This is a genomic window from Brevundimonas sp. CEF1, assembly GCF_051353055.1.
In the GTDB taxonomy this organism is placed as follows: Bacteria; Pseudomonadota; Alphaproteobacteria; order Caulobacterales; family Caulobacteraceae; genus Brevundimonas.
This window is the reverse complement of sequence record NZ_CP195593.1, coordinates 2090808-2114164: the sequence shown is the minus strand read 5'-3', so window position 1 is coordinate 2114164 and position 23357 is coordinate 2090808. Positions and strand designations below refer to the sequence as shown.

The 23357-nt window shown below is 68.0% G+C and carries 21 protein-coding genes and 1 pseudogene; 9 read left to right on the top strand and 13 right to left on the bottom strand.

Annotated elements, in window-relative coordinates; all coding sequences use genetic code 11:
- Positions 1-61: 61 nt before the first annotated feature.
- The 5 genes from ACR9FL_RS10915 to rpsF all read right to left on the bottom strand — a co-directional run bounded on the left by ACR9FL_RS10915 (position 62) and on the right by rpsF (position 4725).
- The gene (locus ACR9FL_RS10915; RefSeq protein ID WP_436355589.1) at positions 62-706 is read right to left on the bottom strand and encodes a DOPA 4,5-dioxygenase family protein; all 645 of its coding nucleotides are present in this window, start codon (positions 704-706) and stop codon (positions 62-64) included.
- Positions 700-3102 (bottom strand): TonB-dependent receptor plug domain-containing protein, encoded by a 2403-nt coding sequence (locus ACR9FL_RS10910; RefSeq protein WP_436355588.1) that lies wholly within the window; start codon positions 3100-3102, stop codon positions 700-702. Before ACR9FL_RS10910 ends, ACR9FL_RS10915 begins: the two co-directional genes overlap by 7 nt.
- Before the next feature lie 366 nt (positions 3103-3468).
- Positions 3469-4053, bottom strand: coding sequence for a 50S ribosomal protein L9 (gene rplI / locus ACR9FL_RS10905; protein WP_292082520.1), 585 nt, complete (start codon positions 4051-4053; stop codon positions 3469-3471).
- A 1-nt stretch (position 4054) separates the two neighbouring features.
- On the bottom strand, positions 4055-4333 hold the full coding sequence (gene rpsR, locus ACR9FL_RS10900; protein ID WP_105564333.1) for a 30S ribosomal protein S18: 279 nt from the start codon (positions 4331-4333) through the stop codon (positions 4055-4057).
- Positions 4334-4344: 11 nt separating this feature from the next.
- Positions 4345-4725, bottom strand: coding sequence for a 30S ribosomal protein S6 (gene rpsF, locus ACR9FL_RS10895; protein ID WP_296176949.1), 381 nt, complete (start codon positions 4723-4725; stop codon positions 4345-4347).
- 247 nt (positions 4726-4972) lie between these two features.
- On the opposite strand from rpsF, the gene ACR9FL_RS10890 reads away from it, so the two are divergent.
- From ACR9FL_RS10890 to gmk, 9 genes and pseudogenes are all read left to right on the top strand, one after another.
- Positions 4973-6256 (top strand): Nramp family divalent metal transporter, encoded by a 1284-nt coding sequence (locus tag ACR9FL_RS10890; RefSeq protein WP_436355587.1) that lies wholly within the window; start codon positions 4973-4975, stop codon positions 6254-6256.
- A gap of 86 nt (positions 6257-6342) precedes the next feature.
- Complete coding sequence (fabD, locus tag ACR9FL_RS10885; protein WP_436355586.1) at positions 6343-7287, top strand: ACP S-malonyltransferase; 945 nt, start codon at positions 6343-6345, stop codon at positions 7285-7287.
- Between the two features lie 104 nt (positions 7288-7391).
- Positions 7392-7469, top strand: a pseudogene (locus ACR9FL_RS10880) (methylated-DNA--[protein]-cysteine S-methyltransferase); the annotation flags it as partial.
- Positions 7459-8199 carry a 3-oxoacyl-[acyl-carrier-protein] reductase gene (gene fabG, locus ACR9FL_RS10875; protein ID WP_297933777.1) on the top strand — a complete coding sequence of 247 codons (741 nt, stop codon included), beginning with the start codon at positions 7459-7461 and terminating at the stop codon, positions 8197-8199. The pseudogene ACR9FL_RS10880 and the gene fabG, both read left to right, overlap by 11 nt.
- Before the next feature lie 183 nt (positions 8200-8382).
- The gene (locus tag ACR9FL_RS10870; protein ID WP_105564338.1) at positions 8383-8622 is read left to right on the top strand and encodes an acyl carrier protein; all 240 of its coding nucleotides are present in this window, start codon (positions 8383-8385) and stop codon (positions 8620-8622) included.
- A gap of 118 nt (positions 8623-8740) precedes the next feature.
- Positions 8741-10021, top strand: a complete 1281-nt coding sequence (gene fabF, locus ACR9FL_RS10865; protein ID WP_436355585.1) for a beta-ketoacyl-ACP synthase II — start codon at positions 8741-8743, stop codon at positions 10019-10021.
- Position 10022: 1 nt separating this feature from the next.
- Positions 10023-11222: an endolytic transglycosylase MltG gene (mltG, locus tag ACR9FL_RS10860; RefSeq protein WP_436355584.1), complete on the top strand. Its 1200-nt coding sequence runs from the start codon at positions 10023-10025 to the stop codon at positions 11220-11222.
- Positions 11219-12106 (top strand): YicC/YloC family endoribonuclease, encoded by an 888-nt coding sequence (locus tag ACR9FL_RS10855; RefSeq protein WP_296177281.1) that lies wholly within the window; start codon positions 11219-11221, stop codon positions 12104-12106. The genes mltG and ACR9FL_RS10855 overlap by 4 nt, the downstream gene beginning before the upstream one ends.
- Positions 12096-12737 carry a guanylate kinase gene (gene gmk, locus ACR9FL_RS10850; protein WP_296177278.1) on the top strand — a complete coding sequence of 214 codons (642 nt, stop codon included), beginning with the start codon at positions 12096-12098 and terminating at the stop codon, positions 12735-12737. Before ACR9FL_RS10855 ends, gmk begins: the two co-directional genes overlap by 11 nt.
- A 43-nt stretch (positions 12738-12780) precedes the next feature.
- On the opposite strand, the gene ACR9FL_RS10845 is transcribed toward gmk, so the two are convergent.
- From ACR9FL_RS10845 to ACR9FL_RS10810, 8 genes are all read right to left on the bottom strand, one after another.
- A complete protein-coding gene (locus ACR9FL_RS10845; protein WP_436355583.1) occupies positions 12781-13830 on the bottom strand; it encodes a L,D-transpeptidase family protein in 1050 nt (349 codons plus the stop codon).
- 36 nt (positions 13831-13866) lie between these two features.
- Entirely contained in the window at positions 13867-15024 is a 1158-nt protein-coding gene (locus tag ACR9FL_RS10840) for a pyridoxal phosphate-dependent aminotransferase (RefSeq protein WP_436355582.1), read from the bottom strand.
- Between the two features lie 8 nt (positions 15025-15032).
- Positions 15033-15845 carry a 16S rRNA (adenine(1518)-N(6)/adenine(1519)-N(6))-dimethyltransferase RsmA gene (gene rsmA, locus ACR9FL_RS10835; protein ID WP_436355581.1) on the bottom strand — a complete coding sequence of 271 codons (813 nt, stop codon included), beginning with the start codon at positions 15843-15845 and terminating at the stop codon, positions 15033-15035.
- 148 nt (positions 15846-15993) lie between these two features.
- A complete protein-coding gene (gene pdxA, locus ACR9FL_RS10830) occupies positions 15994-17022 on the bottom strand; it encodes a 4-hydroxythreonine-4-phosphate dehydrogenase PdxA (protein ID WP_436355580.1) in 1029 nt (342 codons plus the stop codon).
- Positions 17022-18380 (bottom strand): peptidylprolyl isomerase, encoded by a 1359-nt coding sequence (locus ACR9FL_RS10825; RefSeq protein WP_436355579.1) that lies wholly within the window; start codon positions 18378-18380, stop codon positions 17022-17024. The genes pdxA and ACR9FL_RS10825 overlap by 1 nt, the downstream gene beginning before the upstream one ends.
- Before the next feature lie 110 nt (positions 18381-18490).
- On the bottom strand, positions 18491-20872 hold the full coding sequence (locus tag ACR9FL_RS10820; RefSeq protein WP_436355578.1) for an LPS-assembly protein LptD: 2382 nt from the start codon (positions 20870-20872) through the stop codon (positions 18491-18493).
- A gap of 115 nt (positions 20873-20987) precedes the next feature.
- Entirely contained in the window at positions 20988-22091 is a 1104-nt protein-coding gene (lptG, locus tag ACR9FL_RS10815) for an LPS export ABC transporter permease LptG (protein ID WP_436355577.1), read from the bottom strand.
- A complete protein-coding gene (locus ACR9FL_RS10810; RefSeq protein ID WP_296178223.1) occupies positions 22088-23281 on the bottom strand; it encodes an LptF/LptG family permease in 1194 nt (397 codons plus the stop codon). Before ACR9FL_RS10810 ends, lptG begins: the two co-directional genes overlap by 4 nt.
- Between the last annotated feature and the right edge of the window lie 76 nt (positions 23282-23357).

Here is a 23357-nt window from a genome sequence, read left to right as displayed (position 1 = left end):
CCGATGGAAACGGCCCAGCTTGCCTTGGCGGCTGTGGCGGAACAATGGCCGCCGAACGCGGTCAGGTCTCCAGTGGAACCGTCGGCAGGGTGTTGGGATAGATCCGCTCGATGTCGCCGCCCGCCGCCGTGGCCGAGCGCGCCATGCGGAAGGCGTTCACCGGCTGGGTCTCGCCGATCCACAGGGCGTTGATCAGGTGGTCGGCGTAAGGATCGTCGGTGTTGGGGTGGATCAGGATCTTCAGTCCCAGATGGTTCAGCATCAGCCAGGGAATGACCATCGGGACCAGCTCGTTGGCGAAGCCGAAATAGAAGGAGGGCGTGGTGTGCGGGCCGCGCGGCCCCTCGTTCCACTCGCCCAGCTCGACCTTGAAGCGATGGATCACCCAGTCGCGCAACTGGGCCGCGCGATAGGCCGTGTCCTCGTTGAAATAGATATGGGCGTGATAGCTGCTGATCTCGGTATAGGCGCGCGGATCGGCGGGAAGGTCGATCCCGCGCGGGAGGGGCTGGGGCGGTCCCTTGGGGCGAGCGCCCCAGGGGCTGAGGGTGCTCTCGTCGCCTACCTGAACCGCCGCCTCTGCCGGACGGGACGCAGCGGCCGCGGCGGTCGCCGCCGCAGCCGCCACGCCGCCCCCGACCAGCAGGGCCCGGCGCGACGCGGAGAGGAGAGCTCCCTCGCACCCGGCCCCTGCCGCCGTCACCACTTCACGCTCAGACGGGCGTAGCCATAGCGCCCGTTGAAGCCGAACGGAGAGTAGTAGGGGAAGCCCAGAACCCCGTTGCTGTTCAGCGCCTCGGGGACGAAGTCCGGGTATTCGTCGAAGACGTTGTCCACGCCCACGGCGACGCCGATCCGATCCGTGACCTGGAAGCGGCCTTCCAGATCGACCGTGGTCTTGGCCCCGGTCGAGTAGTCGCTGGCCGCCGTCGAGCCAGGCTGCAGCACGTCGGCGTAGTAGGTCGCCCGCGCCGTCGCGCCCCAGCGGCCCAGGCTCCAGTCGGCCGAGGTCGAGACCTTGGTGTCCGGCGTTCCCTCCTCGATGGTCAGGATACGGCTGCGGGCGAACAGGGTCGGCACCGGGTTCAGCACCGACGACGAGGTCGGCAGCTTGGTCACGCTGACGTCGTTGACGTTGGCGGCGACGGTGAAGTCCCAGTTCCCGGCGCCTTCGGTGCGCAGGCGATAACGGCCGACGATGTCGACACCTTCGGTCTCGGTCGTCACCCCGTTCAGGAAGAAGCGGGCCGCCTGAACGCCCAGCGGGTCCAGAAGACCGGCGACCTGGGGCGAGAAGCTGCGGTTGATCAGCTCGGACAGGACGATCTGGTCCTCGATCTCGATGCGGTAGGCGTCCACCGTCAGGTCGAAATCGCCCAGACGAATGACCGCGCCCAGTGAATAGTTGGTCGAGGTCTCGGGCTTCAGCGGACGCGCGCCCAGGGCTGTGGCGACGGCGCTGGTGGCCGGGAAGGTGCCGGTCTCGACCACGGCGCCGTTCTGGATCACCGACGAGGTCGAGGTGAAGAAGCTCTGTTGCAGGGACGGGGCGCGGAAGCCGGTTGAGACCGAGCCGCGCAAGGCGAAGTTGGGGCTGAAATCGTAGCGCGCCGCCAGCTTGCCCGTCTGGGCGTCGCCGAAGTCGGAATAGTCCTCGATGCGCAAGGCGCCCTCGACCGTGAACTTCTCGGTCAGGGGGATTTCCACATCGGCGTAGAGGGCGACGGCGTCGCGGTCCTCGTCTACCTCGTTCGAAGGCTGGAAGCCGACGAAGCCTTGCGCGCCGCCAGCCAGGGCGGTGTTGGCGCCTAGCGGACCGCGGTTCCAGGACTCCGGCTGACCGGCGTCGATCTTGTAGCCTTCGCGACGGGCTTCCAGACCCCAGGCGAAGTTCAGCGGGCCGCTGAGGCCGACCTCGAACTGACGGGCGAAGTCGGCGCCGAAGACCAGTTGGTCATAGGTCAGGCCGCCGGAATCGAAGCTGGTCGGGGAAGCCGCCCCATAGGTCGAGTTCAGTGAATCCTCGGTGCGGAAGTCCAGGGCGTTGCGGCCATAGACCAGGCTGATGTCGGCGCTCCAGCCGGCGATCTCGCCCTTCACGCCGCCCGCCAGCGACAGGTCCTGCGAGTTGACGGCGATCTTGGGCAGGAAGCCGTTGGGATAGACGGCGGGCACGTTGTTGGCGTTGTTGGCCAGACGCGGGAAGGCGGCGCTTTGGCTGTCGCGGTCCTGATAGCCGGCCCAGCCGTAGGCTTCCCAATCCGCATTCAGCGGCTTGCCGGCGTTGGCGAAGACGGTCCACTGTTCGACCTTGGGATCGCCGGCGCGGGCGGTGATGGCTGTCGGGGTGACGCGGGGATCATAGTCCGAACGGTTGGTCGGCTCGCGGTTCAGGTATTCGGCCGACAGGGTCAGGAAACCGTCCGAGCCGAGGCCGAATCCCTGCCAGGCCGAGGCGGTGACCGTGCCGCCGTCGGTCTCGTCACGCTCGCCCCGTGCGGTCTCGACCGTGGTGAAATACTGGCCGTAGGTGACGCTGGCGCCGCCGCCCTCGCGGGCTTCCTTCAGGCGCAGGTTGATGACCCCGGCGATGGCGTCCGAACCGTATTGCGCCGAGGCGCCGTCGCGCAGGACCTCGACCCTATCCAAGGCGCCCGTCGGGATGGCGTTCAGATCGACGGCGGCCGAGCCGCGTCCGATCGAGCCGTTGACGTTGACCAGGGCCGAGGCGTGGCGGCGCGTGCCGTTCAGCAGCACCAGGGTCTGATCCGGCGACAGGCCGCGCAGGGTGGCCGGGCGGATGGAGTCCGTGCCGTCCACGACCGAAGGGCGGGCGAAGGTCAGCGATGGAACGGTCTGGGCCAGGGCGGCGGCGAACTCGGTGGTGCCGCGGGTGGACAGGGTCTCGGCGGTCACGACATCGACGGGGGCCAGGGTGTCGAGGCGCGAGCGGCTGGGCACGCGGCTGCCGGTGACGACAATGTCGTCGATGGAGGTGGCGTCGGCGTCGGCGGGGGCTTCCTGGGCGGAGGTCGCGCCGGCGATCAGCAGGGCGGCGCCGGAGGCCGCGAGGAACAGACTGGAACGGTAGGCGAAGGTCATCTCGAGAGGTCGGCTTTTCTGATTGGACGCACAGGCTCAGGCGACGCCGTCAGGCGGCGTCGCGGAGGCGGCGTCGATTGTCTGGGTGGTCTGGGCCGGCGGCGGACCGGTCAGGGGGCTATCAGCGGCGGGCTGGACATCGCGCCGGTCGAACGACCGGGCGGTGCGTGGTGGCGTAAAGGCGCATTCGCATCTTCATCTCCCGCCCATCGAGGAGGATGAGCTGTGACGATATTGCGGTGCGAAAACGGCGCGGGATATCGAGAATATGTCGCTGAACACGTAGAAAAGCTAAAGGGTCCGGCCAAAGAAAAAGGGGCGCGTCCTGAAGGACGCGCCCCTTGATCGATACCGTCAGTCGACAGATCAGGCTTCGTCGCCGAAGCCTTCTTGTTGACCGGCGCCGCCCTCGATCAGTTCTTGGGCGGCTTGTTCGGCGGCGTTACGCTCGTCGTCGAACTGGGCGCGGATGACATCCTCGCCCTTGGCTTGACGCTCGGCTTCTTCGGCCGAACGCGCGATGTTGATCTTGACCGTGGCGCGGACCTCGGGGTGCAGGCGAACCGGCACTTCGTGGACGCCCAGGGCCTTGATCGCGACGTTCAGAACGACTTGCGAACGCTCGACCTTGCCGCCTTCGGACTGAATGACTTCAGCCACGTCGCGACCGGCGACCGAGCCGTACAGGTGACCGGTTTCACCGGCCTGACGGATCATGACGTAGGTCTGGCCGTCGATCTTGTCGGCGACCTTCTGAGCTTCGGCCTTGTTCTTCTCGTTGCGGGCTTCGATAGCCGCGCGGTCGAGTTCGAACGCTTTCAGGTTGGCCGAGGTCGCGCGGCGAGCCTTGTCGCGCGGCAGCAGGTAGTTACGAGCGAAGCCGTCCTTGACGGTGACGACGTCGCCGATGGCGCCGAGGTTCTCGACGCGTTCCAGCAGAACGACCTTCATCTTACTTCACCACGTACGGCAGGAGGGCCAGGTAGCGAGCGCGCTTGATGGCCTTGGCCAGTTCGCGTTGCTTCTTGGCGGAAACGGCGGTGATGCGCGAGGGCACGATCTTGCCGCGTTCGGAGACGTAACGCTGCAGCAGCTTCACGTCCTTGTAGTCGATCTTCGGCGCATTGGCGCCCGAGAACGGGCAGACCTTGCGGCGACGGTAGAAGGGACGACGGCCGGCGGAGCCGGAGCCGGCCGGGGCGCCCGGGATGGGAGCGGTGGTGTCGGTCATGATCCGGTTCCTTATTCCGAGGCCGCAGCTTCGTCGGCGCGCGGGCCGCGATCGCGATCGCGCTCACGTTCACGACGAGCCAGCAGGGGCGACAGTTCCAGGTCGAGTTCCTCGACGCGGACGGTCAGCCAACGCAGGACGTCTTCGTTCAGCGACAGCTGACGCTCGACTTCGGCCACGGCGGCGGCCGGGGCGTCGATGGCGAGCAGGGAATAGTGAGCCTTGCGGTTCTTCTTGACCCGGTAGGTCAGGTTGCGCAGACCCCAGTACTCGATCTTGGCGACGCTGCCGCCGCCTTCTTCGATCAGAGCCTTGATGGTGTCGTTCAGCGCTTCGGCCTGTTGCGCCGAGATATCCTGGCGCGTCATGACCGTGTGCTCGTAAAGAGCCATGCGGTAGTCTCCCTTGTGGGCATCGGCGTGAATGGGACCGGGTAGTCCTGTCCACGATGGCTCCTGAAGCGGCGGCCGGGATGACTTCCCGAAACCCTTTGGCGTTCCGCAACAGGACCGAAGCCCTGGAAAGGCGGCGCGTATAGGCGAAAAAGCCCCAAAGAGCAAGGACGGAGCAAGGCTGGCGGGCTGTGTTGCCAAGCGCGGCCGAAACAGCGGAGGGTTCCCGCCTGACCGGAGACGCCGCATGACCTCGTCCGAGCCGAACGCCGCCCTGAAAAGGCGCTGGTCCCTGATCGGGCCGGGCATCGTCGTGGCGGCGACGGGCGTAGGGGCGGGGGATCTGGTGGCGACCCTGATCGCCGGATCGCGCTTCGGCTATGCCCTGTTGTGGGCGGCCATCATCGGCACGGTTCTGAAGATCGCCCTGGCCGAGGCCGTGGGGCGGTGGACCCTGGCCAGCGAGCGGACCATCTTTGACGGCTGGTCCAGCCTGGGGCGGGGCCTGCTGCCCGGCGCGATCGGCGGGCGGCTGAACTGGGCCGGGCTCTATTTCGGCCTCTATGTCGTCATCTGGGGCTTTGTCTATGGCGCGGCGGCCATGACGGCGACGGCCCTGCCGTTGGCGGCCCTGTTCCCGGTGCTGGACCTGAAGGCCTGGGGGATGTTGAGCGGCGTCATCGGGCTGATCTTTGTCTGGTTCGGCGGCTACGGCCTGTTCGAGAAGGTGATGACGGCCTGCGTCGGGGTGATGTTCGTCACCGTGGTCGGTCTGGCCGTGATCGTGACGCCGGATATTCCGGTCCTGTTGACCGGCCTGTGGCCGACCCTGCCGCAGGGGTCCGTCTTCTATACCCTGGGTCTGATCGGCGGGGTGGGCGGAACCATCACCATGGCGGCCTATGGCTACTGGCTGAACGCCAAGGGCTGGAAGGGGCCGGGCTGGATGTCGGTGATGCGGCTGGACAACCGGGTCGCCTACGTCGTCACCGGGGTCTTTGTGGTGGCCATGCTGATCGTCGGGGCCGAACTGCTGCACGCGGCGGGCATCGCGCTGCAGAGCGGCGACCGGGGCTTGCTGGACCTGGACCAGGTGCTGCGGGAGCGTTTCGGGCGGCCGGTCTCCATCCTGTTCCTGGTCGGCTTCTGGGCCACCAGCTTCTCCAGCCTGCTGGGCGTCTGGCAGGGCGTTAGCCTGATGTTCGCCGACTTCACCGCCCATGTGCGGGGCCGCTCCGACGATCCGACGGCGCGCGGCGACAAGAGCCGGGCGTTCCGCGCCTATGCCCTGTGGCTGACCTTCCCGCCGATGGCCCTGCTGTTCATGGAGCGGCCGTTCGGTCTGATCGTGGCCTATGGGGTGCTGGGCAGCCTGTTCATGCCCTTCCTGGCGGGGACCCTTTTGTGGCTGCTGAACAGCGACCGCGTGCCGAGCGAATGGCGCAGCCACGGCCTGTCGAACGCCCTGTTGGCGGCGGCGGCCCTGCTGTTCGCCGTGCTGGCGGGCAAGGAGCTGATCGGCCTGTTCTGAGCCTTCCGTCAGCGTCTGCTTGCCGTAGGGGAGGGTTTCGCCTACCCCTCGGCGCCTTGAATCAACGGACCACGGATCGTTCCTCTATGACCCTCGCGCTTCTCTTCCCCGGTCAGGGCAGCCAGAGCGTCGGCATGGGCGCAGCCCTGGCCGAGGCCTTCGCCAGCGCCCGCGACGTCTTCGCCGAGGTCGACGACGCGCTGAACCAGAAGCTGTTCGACCTGATGCGCGAAGGCCCGGAAGACCAGCTGACCCTGACCGAAAACGCCCAGCCGGCCCTGATGGCCGTCTCGGCGGCGGCGGCGCGGGTGCTGAAGGTCGAGTTCGGCGTGGACGTGACCAAGGCCGGCTTTGTCGCCGGTCACTCGCTGGGCGAATATTCGGCCCTGGCGGCGGTCGGGGCGATCAGCCTGTCGGACACGGCCCGCCTGCTGAAGCTGCGCGGTCAGGCCATGCAGCGCGCCGTGCCGGTGGGCAAGGGCGCGATGGCCTCGCTGATCGGCCCCAAGACCGACCTAGCCCTGGCCGAAGCCGCCGCTGCTGCGGGTTCGGAAGTCGGCGTCTGCGTTGTCGCCAATGACAACAACAACGGCAACGTCGTCATCTCGGGCGACAAGGCCGCCGTGGACCGCGCTATCGAGAAGGCCAAGGAACTGGGCGCACGCGCCATTCCGCTGAACGTTTCGGCGCCCTTCCATTGCCCGCTGATGCAGCCCGCCGCCGACGAGATGGCCGCCGCCCTGGCCGACGCGAAGATCCTCGCCCCGGCCGTGCCGGTGGTCGCCAACGTCACCGCCCGCCCGGAAACGGACACCGAGGTGATCCGCCGCCTGCTGGTCGAGCAGGTCACGGGCCGCGTGCGCTGGCGCGAGAGCATGGAGTGGATGGCAGGCGAGGGCGGCGTGACTCGTTTCGCCGAGATCGGCTCGGGCAAGGTCCTGACCGGCATGGCCAAGCGCATCGCCCCTGACGCCGAGAGCCTGGCGCTGAACACGCCGGAAGACCTCGAAGCCTTCGCGAAAAGCCTTTGATCCTTCTCCCCTTGCGGGAGAAGGTGGATCGCGTAGCGAGACGGATGAGGGGTTTCACGGACGGGTCCGACGAAGCTTCTCGGAGTTAATAGTGGTGGGGTCCGGTGCGACCCCTCATCCGGCCCTTCGGGCCACCTTCTCCCGCAAGGGGAGAAGGAAGAGGAGATCATGATGTTCAACCTTTCGGGAAAGATCGCCCTGGTGACCGGCGCGACCGGCGGCATCGGCGGGGCCATCGCGCGCTCGCTGCACGCTCAGGGCGCGACCGTAGTGCTGTCGGGCACGCGCGAAGCCGTGCTGGCTGATCTGGCCAAGGAACTGGGGGAGCGCGCCTTCTTCGCCGCCGCCAACCTGTCGGACGCGGAATCGGTCGACGGTCTGGTGGCGCGCGCCGAGGAAGCCGCCGGCGGCCCGCTGGACATCCTGGTCGCCAACGCCGGCATCACCAAGGACGGCCTGCTGATGCGGATGAAGGACGAGGACTTCCAGTCCGTCGTCCAGATCAACCTGGAAAGCTATTTCCGCCTGACCCGCGCGGCGGTGAAGGGGATGATGAAGCGCCGTTCGGGCCGCATCATCGGCGTGACCTCGGTGGTCGGCGTGACTGGCAACCCCGGCCAGACCAACTATTCGGCGTCCAAGGCGGGCATGATCGGCTTCTCCAAGTCGCTGGCCCAGGAAGTCGGTTCGCGCGGGATCACGGTGAATTGCATCGCGCCGGGCTTTATCGCCTCGCCGATGACCGACGTGCTGAACGACCAGCAGCGCGAGGCCATTCTGACCAAGATTCCGTCGGGCCGTCTGGGCACGGGCGACGAAATCGCCGCCGCCGCTGTCTATCTGTCGTCGGACGAGGCCGCCTATGTGACGGGGCAAACCCTGCACGTGAACGGCGGCATGGCGATGATCTAAGGCGTTGCGCGTCGCGATCACGACGCGCAACAATCTATTTCCCGCCCCGATGGCTGTGCTAAAGGGCGGGAACGCTTCGCGGCGGTGAGTCCCTTCGGGTCTTGCTTCCAAGGGGCTGCCGTGACACGGCGAACACTGAGACCCCGCCTTCACGGCGACCAACAAACAGGCAGAGAGACACTCATGTCCGACACCCTCGAACGCGTCCGCAAGATCGTTATCGACCACCTGGACGCCGATCCGGACAAGGTCACGGAAAAGGCTTCCTTCATCGACGACCTGGGCGCCGACTCGCTCGACAACGTCGAACTGGTCATGGCCTTTGAAGAAGAATTCGACGTCGAGATCCCGGATGACGCCGCTGAGCACATCCAGACCGTCGGCGACGCTGTGAAGTTCATCGACGAGAAGCTGGCTGGTTAATCCAGCTGCGATCCGTCGCACTTCCTAAGTGATGGCCGCCGTGACGGGCCCCTAGCGGGACCGTCCGGCGGCCATTATTGTTTTTGGTCACGATTCTGCAGTCCAAGGAGCGCGAACCATGCGCCGCGTCGTCATCACGGGCCTCGGCCTTGTCACTCCGCTCGGTTCGGGCGTGGAGCATGTCTGGCAAGGCATCGTCGAGGGCCGCTCGGGCATCGGTCCGATCACCGCATTCGACACCGAGGGCTATGGCTGCACCATCGCCGGGGAAGTGCCGTCGGTGGACGGCCGTGGCCGCGGCGCGCCGGATCAGCCGGGCGTCTTTGACCCCGATCAGGTGATGTCGGCCAAGGACCGCAAGCGGGTCGACGACTTCATCCTCTACGCCATCGCCGCCGCCGACGAGGCCCTGGCCGACGCGAACTGGAAGCCGGAGAGCGAGGACGACAAGGAAGCCACCGGCGTCATGGTCGGCTCCGGCATTGGCGGCCTCGGCCCCATCGCCGACACGGCCATCGTGCTGAAGGAACAGGGCGTCCGCCGTGTCAGCCCCTTCTTCATCCCTTCGGCCCTGATCAACCTGGCCTCGGGCCAGATCTCGATCCGCCACGGCCTGAAGGGGCCGAACCACTCGGTCGTGACCGCCTGCGCCACCGGCGCCCACGCCATCGGCGACGCGGCCCGCATGATCGCCCTGGGCGACGCCGAGGTCATGGTGGCGGGCGGCGCCGAAAGCTCGGTCGTGCCGATCGGCATCGCCGGCTTCCTGGCCTGCAAGGCCCTGTGCACCGCCTATAACGACACGCCGGAGAAGGCGTCGCGCCCCTATGACCGCGGCCACGCCGGCTTCATCATGGGCGAGGGCGCCGGCGTCATGGTGCTGGAAGAGTACGAACACGCCAAGGCGCGCGGCGCCAAGATCTACGCCGAGGTCGTCGGCTACGGCATGAGCGGCGACGCCTATCACATCACCGCCCCGTCGGAAGACGGCGACGGCGGCCTGCGGGCCATGAAGATGGCGCTGAAGCGCGCCGGGATGGAGCCGTCGGACCTGGACTACGTCAACGCCCACGGCACCTCGACCATGGCCGACTGGATCGAGCTGAAGGCCATCGAGCGTCTGGTCGGCGATCACGCCAAGGACGTCGCCGTCTCCTCGACCAAGTCGATGACGGGCCACCTGCTGGGCGCGGCAGGCGCGATCGAGAGCATCTTCTCGGTTCTGGCCATCCGCGACCAGATCGCGCCGCCGACGATCAACCTGGACGACCCGGAGATGGAGACGCCGATCGATCTGGTCCCGCACAAGGGCAAGCCGATGAAGATCGATGTCGCCATGTCCAACAGCTTCGGCTTCGGCGGCACCAATGCGGCCGTGATCTTCAAGAAGGTCGACTGATTTGGCCAAGGCTCCGTCGCGTCGTTCCGCGCCCAAGGTTCGCATTCCCAAGAACCGCGTGCCGAAGCGGGGCGGCGGCGGAGCCGGCAAGTCCAGCCTCGGCGTCGGTCTGATCACCGCCGCCGGGACCCTGGGCCTGTTCGTGGTCGCGGCCCTGATCGCCCTGTGGGCGGTCTATTGGGGACCGGGGCCGAAGGCGGTCGAGGGCGACGCCACCGTAGTCACCCTGCCGTCCGGCGCGGGCGTGCCGGCCATCGCGGCGAGCCTGAAGTCGGCGGGGGTGATCCGCTCGACCGACCTGTTCCGCGCCGCCGTCAGCCTGAGCGGCGCCGACCGCAAGATCCGCGCGGGCGAGTATGAGGTGCCGTCGGGCGCCTCGCTGGCGACCGTGGTCGGCCTGCTTGTCGACGGCAAAGCGGTGCGCCACTACGTGACCCTGCCGGAAGGCTGGTCCGGCGCCCAGGCGGTCGACATCCTGATGAAGCAACCGGTGCTGACCGGCGAGGTCGAGGTGCCGGTCGAAGGCAGCCTGTGGCCCGACACCTATGAGGTTTCGCGCGGCGAGACCCGCGCCTCGGTCGTGGCCCGGATGCAGCGCGCCGCCCGGACCAAGCTGGACGCCCTGTGGGCCACGCGCTCGCCCGCCAGCATCGTCACCACTCCGGAAGAAGCCCTGGTCCTGGCCTCCATTGTCGAGAAGGAGACGGGCCTGGCCTCGGAACGGCCCGAGGTGGCGGCGGTCTTCACCAACCGGCTGCGGCTGGGGATGCGGCTGGAGAGCGACCCGACCATCGTCTACGGCGTGACCAAGGGCCGTCCGCTGGGCCGCGGCATCCGCGCCTCGGAACTGCGCGCCCAGACGCCGTGGAACACCTATCTGATCGACGGCCTGCCGCCGACGCCCATCGCCAATCCGGGCGAAGAGGCGCTGAAGGCGGTGCTGAACCCGCCGCGTTCGGACTATGTCTTCTTCGTCGCCGACGGCACCGGCGGCCACGTCTTCGCGCGGACCTATCCCGAGCACTTGCTGAACGTGGCGCGCTGGCGCGAGATCGAGCGCCGCAAGGCGGGCCTGCCGCCCGGCCAGGCGGCCTCGGTCCCCGGCGCGGCGCCGACGCCGATGGGCGAGGCGGCGGCTGCGCCGGTGGCCATCCCGCCGGGCGCCAAGGTCATCTCGGTGCCCCCGGCGGCGCCGCAATGAGCGCTTCCATTTCAGGCATGACCGGCTTCGGGCGGGCCGATGGCGCGCTGGACGGCTGGACCTGGACGGTCGAGGCGCGTTCGGTCAACGGGCGCTCGCTGGAGGTCCGCTATCGCGGGCCTGGAAGCTTCGAGAACCTGGAACGGCTGACCAAGGCGGCGGCTCAAGGACGGCTGAACCGGGGCCAGGTGACGCTCGGCGTTCAGGCCAAGCGGGCCGAGGGCGCCGAGCCCGCCCCGCGCGTCAATGAGGCCGTCCTGGCCACCTATCTGAAGCTGGCGAACCAGTTGGCTGAGGAGGGGGCGACGCCGCCCTCGGCCGATGGGCTTCTGTCCCTGCGCGGCGTCATCGAAGTGGCCGAGGCGGTCGAGGACCCCGAGGCCCACGCCGCCGTCGAGGCCGCCGTTGCGGTCACCATCGAACAGGCGCTGGACGCCCTGAAGCTGTCGCGTCAGCGCGAGGGCGAGCAACTGACGCCGGTCATCCACGACTTCGTCGGGACCATCGAGGCCCTGGTCGCGCGCGCCGAACTGGAGGCCTCAAGCCAGACCGAGGCGATCCGCGAACGCTTTACGCGCCGCATCAGCGAACTGGCCCCCGACGCGCCGGGTCTGGACGAGCGAATCTTCCTCGAAGCCGCAGCCCTGGCGACCAAGGCGGATGTGCGCGAGGAGTTGGATCGCCTGACCGCGCACGTCGCCTCGGCTCGCACACTGTTGCAGCAACCCCCCGCCGGGCGAAAACTCGACTTCCTGATGCAGGAATTCATGCGCGAAGCGAACACGCTCTGCTCGAAATCCGCTACCACGCCGCTCACCGGAATCGGCCTCGAACTGAAGGCCGTCATCGAGCAGCTTCGAGAACAAGTTCAGAATGTCGAATAACCGCACCCCCCGCCGTGGCGTCCTGCTGATCGTGGCCAGTCCGTCGGGGGCCGGGAAGACGTCGCTGTGCCGCCGCCTGATGGCCGACCACAAGGGGCTGGAGCTGTCGGTGTCCATGACCACGCGCGGCATTCGTCCGGGCGAGGTCGACGGCCGCGACTATCATTTCGTCACCCACGAGGAATTCCAGCGTCTGATCGACGCCGACGCCTTCCTGGAATGGGCTGACGTGCACGGCAACCGCTACGGCTCGCCGCGCGCCCCGGTGGATCGCGCCCTGGCCGAGGGCCGCGACGTCCTGTTCGACATCGACTGGCAGGGCGCCCGGGACGTGGCCGAGAAATGCCCCGGCGACGCCGTGCGCGTCTTCGTCCTGCCGCCCAGCCTGGAAGAACTGCGCCGCCGCCTGGTGACGCGTTCGCAGGACGCCGAGGACGTGATCGAGCGCCGCGTCGCCAACGCCAAGGGCGAGATCGAGCATTGCGACGAGTTCGACTACGTCCTGGTCAATGAGGACTTCGACCGCTCCTACGCCGAATTGGCCCACATCTATCACGCCGAGCGCAGCCGCCGTCACCGCAACCTGTGGGTCGAGGCCTACAAGGGCGCGCTGATGAAGGAAGTGGTCTAGGCCTCGATTCCAGCGGGTTGCGCTGCTTCCGGGGTGACCGGGACTAGCGGAAGACCACCCGCACGCCCGGCTTGACCCGAGACGCCAGCTGCTCGGCGTCCCAGTTGGTCAGGCGCACGCAGCCGCTGGAGAAGGTCTTGCCGACCTTGGACGGGTCCGGCGTGCCGTGGATGCCATAGGTGTCGCGTGACAGGTCGATCCACACCGACCCGACGGGATTGTTTGGCCCTGGCGGCACGACGACCTTGCGGTCGCCCCGATCATAGCTGACCCGGTCCGGGTCGTAGGTGTAGTTGGGCTCGGGCGCGACGCCGACCACGCTCAGGTCGCCTGAGGGCGCGGGGCGCGCGGAACTGCCGATGGTGGCGGGATAGAAGGCCAGCAGCCCGTCATTGGCGTCATAGGCGCGGACCGAGCGTTCGGTCTTGTCCACTACGATGCGGGCCACGTCGCCGGACAGATTGGTTTGGGCGACGGCGGCGACGATGATGGTCTGGCCCGCCTTGCCGAAGTCGACGCCGGGGTTGAGGGCGCGCAGCAGACCCTCGGTCATGTGGAACTTCTCAGCCAGGGCTTCCAGCGGCGTGGCGTATCCGACGGTCGCGAGCTTCGACATGGCCTGAAGGTCGGACGGGACCTGCCCAATGAAGGGGCCGGTCAGGTCGGTGGCGGTGATGACGTAGTCGGCCAGCACCTTGTCGTTGTCGCCTGCGGTCAGACGGCGGAAGACCTCGGCGTCCAATGCGCCGTCCTCGGGCAGACCAGCGGCCTTCTCGAAGGCGGCGATGGCCTGACGGGTGTTGTCGCCGCCCAGACCGTCGATGACGCCCGGTGAGAAGTTGGCGCGGTCCAGCAGGATCTGGGCGCGGGCGACGGCGGGATCGGGCGCGACGGGCGTCGTCTGTCCGTTCGCCTGGGGCGACGGGGCGGCCTTGAACACCGCCGCCTCGATGGCCTCGCGTGTCAATGCGGGAGGGGCCGAGGCAGCGGGCGGTTGTTCTTGCTTTGGCGTCTCGGCGGGCGATCCGCAGGCGGTCAGCGCGACCAAGGCGAAGGGCAGGGCGACGGAAGCAACGAGACGCGATTTCGACATGAAGGCTCCGAAGGTTTCGGGCCCTGACGAACGCCCCTAGGCGCTGAGCCGTTCCTCGGCGGCCGCCGTTCGCGCCGCGAAGAAGGGCTTGATGCGGGCCAGGGCGTCTTCGACCTGGGGCGTCGAGACGGCGAAGCTGAAGCGGATGAAGCGGTGGCCGTTGACCGGGTCGAAGTCGACGCCGGGGGCGGTGGCGACGCCAGTTTCGCGCAGCAGGGCCTCGCAGAAGCCGATGCTGTCGTCGGTCAGGTGGCCGATGTCGGCGTAGATGTAGAAGGCGCCGTCGGGCGGGGCGATGGAGCGCAGGTCCATGGCCGGCAGGGCGTCGAGCATCAGGGCGCGGTTGGCGCGATAGACGTCGATATTGGCCTCCAGCTCCTCTTCCTCGTCCATGGCGATCAGACCGGCGTGCTGGCTGAGCGTCGCGGGAGTCAGGAACATGTTGCCGACGCGGGCGCGGGCCTGCGGCACCTCGGCCTCGGGCAGGATCAGCCAGCCCAGACGCCAGCCCGTCATGCTCCAGTATTTGGAGAAGCTGTTGACGATCAAGGCGTTCGGCTCGAACTGCAGCATGGACGGGGTCGGGCCGGTGTAGGACAGGCCGTGGTAGATCTCGTCCGAGATGACCGAGATGTTGCGCTCGCGGCAGACCTCGGCGATGGCATTCAGTTCGGCCTCGGGGATGATGGTGCCGGTCGGGTTGGCGGGGCTGGCGATGATGACGCCGGCAGGCGCGGGGGCGAGGGCGCGCAGGGCCTCGGCGGTCAGCTGGAAGCGCACCTCGGGGCCGCAGTCGATCTCGACCGGCTCCATGTGCAGGGCCTTCAGCGTGTTGCGGTAGGCGACATAGCCGGGACGGGCGATGGCCACGCGATCGCCGGGCTGGAAGCGCATCATCAGGGCCAGCACCAGGGCGGGCGAGGCGCCCGCCGTCATCACCACTCGCTCGGGATCGACGGTGACGCCGTAGCGGTCGTCGTAAAGCTTGGCGACGCGGGCGCGCAGGGCCGGGCTTTCCCAGTAGCCGCCAGGCTCGCTGTCGAGGATGCGGTGGGCCTGGGCGATGGCGGCGGCGGGCGCGCCGGTCGAGGGCTGGCCGAACTCCATGTGGATGATAGAGCGGCCCTGGGCCTTCAGCTCATGGGCCAGTCGGCTGACGCTGATGGCGCGGAAGGGTTCGATTTCAACGGTCATGGCAAGCTTTACTTCAGGGCGTCGGCCAGGCGGAGGAAGCCGGCGATGTCGATGACTTCGGCGCGGGCGTCGGGTTCGATGCCGGCGGCTTCGCACAGGGCGGCGCCGCCGAGTTGCTTCAGGCTGGAGCGCAGCATCTTGCGGCGCTGACCGAAGGCGGCGGCGGTGACGCGCTCCAGCTTTTTCAGGCGCTCGGGCGAGGGGCGATCGGCCAGCGGAACCACGTGCACGACCGCCGAGGCCACCTTGGGCGGCGGGGTGAAGGCGGCGGCGGGCAGGTGCATGACGATCCGGGCCTCGGCCACGGCCTGGGTGATGACAGCCAGGCGGCCATAGGCGTCGTCGCCGGGGGCGGCCACGACACGTTCGGCCACCTCCTTCTGGAACATCAGGGTCAGGGCGCAGGGTTGCCAGGGGCCGGTCAGCCACTTGATCAGCAGGGGCGTGCCGACGTTGTAAGGCAGGTTGGAGACCAGATGGGCGGGGCCTTCGACTAGTTCGGCCTCGCGGACCTTGAGCGCATCGCCCTCGACGATGGTCAGGCGGCCGGAGCCGTCGTCCAGTTCGCTGAGCAGGGGAATGAAGCGCGGGTCCTTCTCGACCAGCACCACCTTGCCCGCGTCGCTTTCCAGAATGGCGCGGGTGAGGCCGCCGGGGCCGGGGCCAACCTCGATCACCGCGCGGCCGTCGAACGGACCAGCGTAGCGGACGATTTTTCGCGTCACATTGAGGTCCAGCAGGAAGTGCTGGCCGAAGCTCTTCTTGGCCAGAAGGCCGTGGGCGTCGAGCGTTTCGCGTAAACTCGGCAGGGCGTCAGCCACTGAAACTCCATCCGCTCATCCCCGCGGAGGCGGGGACCCAGTGCTTGAGCTTCATACTCAAAGGTTGAGGGTTTGTCCGCTGGAATGGCTGGACGGAACGAATGAGGCTCTTGCTGGGTCCCCGCCTCCGCGGGGATGGGCGGAAAAATCAGCGCGTGGCGCGCGCCGCCGCCATCTCTGAAGCCAGTCGCACGGCGGCGATGAAGCTGTCGGCGCGGGCGATGCCCTTGCCGGCGATGTCGAAGCCGGTGCCGTGGTCAGGCGAGGTGCGGACGATAGGCAAGCCGAGCGTGGCGTTGACCCCGCCCCAGAAGTCCAGCGTCTTGACCGGGATCAGGGCCTGATCGTGATAGAGGCAGACGGTGGCGTCATAGCGGGCGCGAGCCTCATCGTGGAACAGGGTGTCGGCGGGCAGGGGATCGGTGATGTTCAGCCCCTCGGCGCGCAGGGCCGCAGCGGCGGGACGCAGCACTTCGATTTCTTGCAGGCCGATGGCGCCGCCTTCGCCGGCGTGGGGGTTCAGGGCGGCCAGGGCCAGGCGCGGCGCGGCGATGCCGAAATCGCGCTTCATCGATTCGTGGACGACGCGGGCGACGCGCATGACGCGGTCGGCCGTGATCAGCTCGGGCAGCTGGTCGATGGGGACGTGGATGGTCACCAGACAGGCGCGCAGGTCCTTGGCCGTCAGCATCATGACCGGGCCGCGCGTGCCGGAAAACGGCATGTCGGCGGTCAGTTCGGCGATGAACTCGGTGTGGCCGGGGAAGCGGAAGCCGGAGGCGTACATGGGCGCCTTGGCGATGGGGGCCGTCACGATCCCGCATGCCTCGCCCGACAGGGTCAGGTCGACCGCCCGCTCGATCCAGTCGGCCACGGCGGGGGCGTTGTGCGGGTCGGGCTGGCCCGGCGTGACCGGCGCGGGGGCCGGGGCGTGCAGGACCGGAATGGCGCGGCCGAAGACGGCGGCGGCGTCGGACGGACTGAAGACCTGCTCGACCTTCACGCCCATCTTGGCGCCTTGGGCCGCCAGGACGTCGGCGTCGCCGATGACGGCGAAGGGAACGACGGGGGCCAGGGGACCGGGCTGCGTGGCCAAGACGGGCCAGGCGCGCGCGATGATCTCCGGCCCCACGCCGGCGGGATCGCCCATCGTGACGATGAGCGGCCGGATCGTCATTACTGCTTGATCTCGATCAGGGCGTCGGCCCGCAGGTCGCGCAGGTAGCGGCGGCCCAGCATGGCGTAGTTCTGATTCTGCAGGCGGGACTCTACCTGTTGGGGCGACGGCGCCTCGGGGCCGCCGAGGCGACGACCGCAGACGGCCAGCAGGTGAACGCCCAAGGGGCTGCGCACGGCGCTGCTGACCGAGCCGATCTCAGCCGAACGGGCGACTTGTTGGAACTGCGGCAGCAGGTTGGCCACGTCGCTCTCGCCCAGGTCGGCGCCCAGCATGCCTTGCTCGGCGCGGGCGCGTTCCAGGATGTTGTCGCAGGTCAGGCTGCCGCGCAGGGCTTCCAGGCGCTGGGTCGCGGCGGTGACCTGGGCTTCCGTGGCGGTTTCCGGCAGCTCGATCATGACCTGCTTCATTTGAACCAGGCTGGTGGCTGCGCCGGAGCGCTTGTCGCGCATGTAGAGGATGTAGACGCCGCCATCGACGGGGATGGGGTTCGACAACTGGCCGACAGCCAGGGATTCCATCGCGGTTTCCAGCGCCGGCTGGATCGTGCCCTGGACCACCCAGCCAGCGTCGCCGCCGCGCGCCGCTGACGGGGCGGCGGAGAACTGACGGGCGACGGCCATGAAGGGCGCACCCTGGACCATCTGCTGCACCAGTTGGCGTGCGCCGTTCATGGCTTCCTGCATGCCGCCGACGCGGCTGGCCTCGAGATAGATTTCGCCGACCAGATATTGGGGCTTGGTGGCGGCCTCGGTCAGCTGGCGCATGGCCTGATCGACCTGGGTGCGGCTGACCCTGGCGCGGTCGCGGAAACGCCCGCCGACCAGATCGCGCCAGCCGATCTCAGTGCGCAACTGCTCGCGGAAGGGCTGCGGACGGATGCCGCCCTGTTCCAGGAAGGCCATGTAGTTCTGCGGCGTCGTGCCGGCCTCGCGGGCCATGCCGGCGATCTCCTGGTCGATTTCCTGATCGCTGATCTTCAGCGACTCGAACTTGGCGATTTCTGCGTCCTGAAGGTGTTTCTCGATCAGGTCGTTGAGCGCCTGCTGCTGGATAGCGGCGATGTTTTCTTCGGTGGGCTGAATCTGCGACATGGCCATGATGACCAGCATCCGTTGGCGCAGATCGTAGCCGGTGATGATGCGGTCGTTGACGGTGGCGATGATGCCGTCGGCCAGGCGGAATTGCGGCGCGGCGGTCGCACGTTGCGGCGCGTCCTCGGCGGCCGGGTTCAGGGTTCCCGCGGCCGGAGCCTGAGCCGGTTGGGCAGGCGTCGTCTGCGCGGCGGACTGACCGACAGCCGAACCGGCGATGAGGGCGGCCATGGCCACGCCCGTCGTATAACGCATCAAACCCATCGTCAGTCCTGATTCCCTAAAGCGGTCTCGGTCCGGTCCAGCAGCGTCATCGACGACCCTGAACCAGGGAGGGCGCACGCCCCTGCACGCCATGCTTAGCGCATATCACTTCATTCATAGCCTGAACCTCCAAAAGTGGCGAGGTTAAGACGAATATAGACGCCCTCGGAGGGGCCGGTCGGCCGCACACGAGTGTTGTCGCGGCGCCAACCCAGCTCGACCCGGAAGCAGTCGTCGTCGAACAGCAGGCCGATTTCCGAGCGCGTGATGATGTCACGTTCCAGATCGGCGATGCCGTTCACGGCCACGCCCCAGTTGCCATAGATGAACTGCTCGCCCGAGAGCTGGACGAACTCATAGTTGCGGTTCAGCGGGCCCGACACCGGGTTGGAGCGGTCGATGATGTAGCTGAGGCTGGCCAGGTTGCGGCGGCCCCAGCGGCCGTCGACCGTGGTCTCGCCGCGACGGATCTCGCCGTTGGGGTCGATCGTGGCGTGGAACCAGCCGCGAATGCGGTCGGAGGGCGAGAAGGTCGCCTGAACCACCCAGTCGGAGGTGCGATCGGCCAGACCCGAGGGGTCATAGAGGCGCGTGGGGTCGTCCGGGATCGGGGTCAGGAACTCGTCCTGATCGTCGGCGCGAATGCTGCGGCCGATGAACAGGCTGGCCGAGCGTTTGTCGTCCCAGCGCAAAGTGGCCCGGGCGCCGGCGGTGAAGCGCAGGCCGCCTTCCATCAGGTCGTAGCCGGGGAAACGATCCATGCGGAACAGCGAGCTGTGGTCCAGCTCCAGAGTCTGGCTGTCCTCGTTGGGGATGCGCGGATCAAGGTCGGCGTCGGTCGAGGCCGAAAGCTGGGCCATAGGCTCCAGGATCAGATCCGAAGCAGCGCTGAGACGGCGATAGAGGGGGTAGCTGACGTCCACCCCGGCGCTGGCGCGACCGCGCGTGAATACGTCCGAATCGACGCCCATCATCGGCGGCAGGTCATCCACCGAATAGACATCGACGCGGGCGTCCACGAACGGCTCCCAGCGCAGGCCCATGGGCGAGATGATCGTGCGGCGCCAATCGACCTGGCCGCTGATGCGGCGGCTGTCGACGCCGGGCAGTCCGTCGGTCGAGCCGGGCGGAATCAACTCGGGCGCCAGGGTGGGGGAACCGACATAGGCGTCGCGGGTCAGGGCGACGGCGGAGCCGCGAAGTCGCAGACGTCCGCCGAAGACGGGACCTTCAGGCTCCCACCGCGCGTCGATCAGCGGCGCGACCAGAGGCAGGGTCTTGTCGTCCTCGAAAACGTTCAGCGCCGGCGTCACCGGATCGAAGCGGGCGACCCGCAGGCTCTGCATCGAGAAGGCGGCGACCGACAGATAGGACCGCTGGGTCTGACGTTCAGCGTAGAGCTGGCTGATCAGGCGACGACGGTCGCCATAGTAGAGACCGTTGTCCTGATAGGTGTCGCGCACGTTGTAGCGGTCGAACAGGGTCTTGTCCGAGGTGCGCTCGGCGGTGAAGCCCCAGCGCCAGGGGCCCTCGAGGTCGAACTTGCCGTGGGCCAGCAGGTAGCTGCGATTGGTGCGGTCGCCGAAGCGGACATTGCTTTCGGCGGCGCCGTCGCCGTCCTGATCGAAGTCGCCGAAGTTGCGCCCGTAGGTATAGCCGCCGCGCACGACGATCGTGCCGCTGTCGAATCGCCGCCGCCATTGCAGGTTCAGCAGGGGGGCGACCTCAGTGTTGATCTGCGGACTGATCAGCCAGTCTTCCGAAGGCGACACCACGTGGAGATAGGGGATTTCAACCGACCCGCCGCGCCCCTCGTCATAGTCCAGGAAGGGGGTCAGGAAGCCCGAGGCCCGGTCCACGCTGGGATCGGGATGGGCGAAAACCGGCAGGTAGAAGATCGGCACGCCGCCGACGCGGAAGACGGCGTTGCGATACAGGATGGCGCGCAGGTCCTGATCCTGAACCGCCTTGTCGGCCTGAATCGAAATGCTGGGCTGCTTGGGGCCGTTGACGTCGCAGATCGGGCAGGGCGTGAAGATGACACGGTTCAGCTCGCTGACGTTCTCGGAGCGCCGAACGGCGGTCGCCGCCATAAGGCTGGCGCCGTTGGCTAGGCGCATGGCCAGGTCTGTGGCCACGCCGGCCTTGAAGTCGGAATCCAGTTCAATGCGGCTGGCGTGGACGACCGTGCCGTCGGGCGCGGCCAGCTCGGCATGGCCGGCGGCGGTGGCGACGCCGCTTTTCAGATCATAGGTGAGGGTTTCGGCGCGGATGCTGTGGTCGCGCGTTCGGGCATAGACGCGGTCGTCGGGTGTCCCGCTGGCGGTCACGACATCGCCCTCACGGCTGGCGGCGTCGGCGTGCACATAGAGACTGCCGGGCGTCAGGCCGTCCGAGCCGGGCGTGTCGGCGGCCTGGGGCGTCGTCGCTGGAATCGCGGCCGGCGACGCGGCGGGCGCGCCATCCTGGGCCAGGGCGGGCAGGGCGGGCATGCACGCGATCACGGCTGCACCGGCCAGGAGCCGGGCGCGCAGGGCTCCCTCTCGGGATGTGCGGCGATCACTCATGCGGAATCCACTCATTGCCGGGCGACCGGAAACCGTCCGATTAGCCGTCTTCGGTATAGAACAGCAAGGTAAAGGCGGCGAGCGCCGTCAAGACAGGCGGCAGCCAGGCGGCCAGGAAGGGCGGCACGACCTCGGCCGAGCCCATGGCCGCCGAGAACTGGTTCACAAAGAAGAAGGCGAAGCCCAGCACCACGGCGGCCACCGCCATCCGGGCCAGGTCGCCCAGTCGCATCAGGCGCAGCGAGAAGGCGGCGGCCAGAATCGACATGGCGGCGAACATCAACGGCGTGGCCAGCAGTTGTTGCAGGCGCAGGCGATAGGCGGTCGAGGCGAAACCGGCGTCCTCGATTCGCTGGATCTGGTTGGGCAGCGACCAGAAGGGGGTCGACTGGGGCCGGGCGAAGCGCTGGAACGCCTCCTTGTCCGCCAGGTTCGACGGCAGATCGAGCGTGGCGTAGCGCACCGCGCGCTGGCCGGTCTGGGCGCCAGTGGCCTCGGTCAGGCGCCAGCGGCCGGCGGTCAGCGAGGCCGTAGCCGCGTCGATCCGCTCGGTGAAGCTGCGCCGCCCGTCGGGGGTGGTGGTGTAGATGAAGAAGCTGGCGTCCAGCAGGCGGCCGCTGGCGGGGTCCTGCCGTGCGCCGCGAATGATCATCTGACGCGCGGCGTCGCCCTCGCGCAGCCAGACGGCCTGCAGCGCGTCGGAGCCGGGCGTCGAGCCGGAGATGCGGCCGCGTTCGCGTTGCCACAGGCCGTCGCCGGCGGCGGCCATGGGACCGAAGACGGTGACGCTGAGCACGCCCAGCACCAGGGCGGCGCCGGCGGCGGGCAGCACGAAGCGCCAGGCCGAAATGCCCGCCGCGCGCATGGCGATCAACTCGCTGCGTCGGTTCAGCCCGACAAAGGCCGCCAGGGTTCCGAACAGGAAGACGAAGGGCAGCAATTGGATGATGACGCTGGGCGACTTCAACAGCACCAGGCCGAAGATGCGGGCGCTCGACAGTTCGCCGGATGAGTTCAGCCCGCGCGACACCTCGACGAAGTCGATCAACATCACCAGGGCGGAGATGATGGCCAGGGCGACCGCTAGGGCGCGAAGCTGCTGGGCCAGGACATATCGCTCGATGCGGCCGAGACGGACCCTCATGCGAACCTCGCCTTGAAACGCTCATAGGGCGCCCAGACGCGCCGACGATGCGGCTTCAGAGCACGAAACAGCAGGCGCAGGGCCAGGAAGCTGACGCCGAGCGGCAGCAGGTATTGCAGCAGGTTCAGCGCGCCGTTCCAGGCGCTGGCGGCGACCAGGCCGTAGCCGATCACGCGCACCACCAGGAAGACGCCTGCCGCCTTGGCGATTCGGCCGCTGTAGCCGGTGCGGCTGAAGGAGCCGCCCAGGATGGCCGTCAGCGCCAGGGCCATGGCCGCCAGGGCGTAGAGAGGCGAGGCTAGGCGCGAATGGGCCTCGGCCAGAAGCTCGCCGCGCGTCCCCGCGCTTTCCAACTGGGCGGGCGTGGGGTCGAACAGTTCCGTCAGCCACATGTCCGACGGCTTGAAGCGGATACGCTCGGTCGTCTTGGTATAGGGCGACAGGTCGAACACCTGCTGGTCGAACGATAGCTGGTTCAGCACGTCGCGCGACGAATAACGCTGCATCGACCCGTTTTGCATGGTCAGGACGGGCAGGCCGTCGACGCGGCCGAAGCGGGCGGTTTCGGCGTCCCAGGTCGTGACCGTCTTGCCGTTATCCAGATAGACGAACAGGTTCTTGAGCAGGCCGTTCTGCTCGATCTGCTGCACATAGACGGTCAGGCCGCCCGGGCCCTGGACGAAACGGCCTTCCTCGACCAGCAGGGCGGCCAGATCGGTGCGGATGGCGAAGGCCTGACGGCGCGCCTCGCGCTGGGCCCAGGGCTGGACGAAGACATTGGTGATCAGGGCGACCACGGCGACGATGACGGCGATGCGGACGGCGGGTCGGATCAGCGACCAGCGGCTGACGCCCGCGGCGTAGGCGGCGGTCAGTTCCTGTTCGCGCTGCAGCCGCGTCAGGGCGATCAGGGCGCCGACGAACAGGCCGATGGGCAGGATGACGGCGATCAGTTGAGGCAGGGCCAGCAGGGTCAGCTTGGCCATGACCCAGATGCTCTGGCCGCGCTCGACGATGACCTCGAGCTGGTCGAGGCTCTGGCTCAGCAGGCCGATTCCGGCCAGCGCCGCGCACGCCGCCACGACGGGCAGACCGATCTGGCGGAAAAGATAGCCCTGAATCAGCGTCATGGTCGGGAAAGAAAGTGTTTCGGGAGCGAGCGAGTTGCAGCCGCGAGCGATGCGGGCCATGTAATACACATCCCAACGCGACGGTGAAACAGCCGCTGCGTTATGTCTGATTCAAGCACGACCGGGGCACAGAACC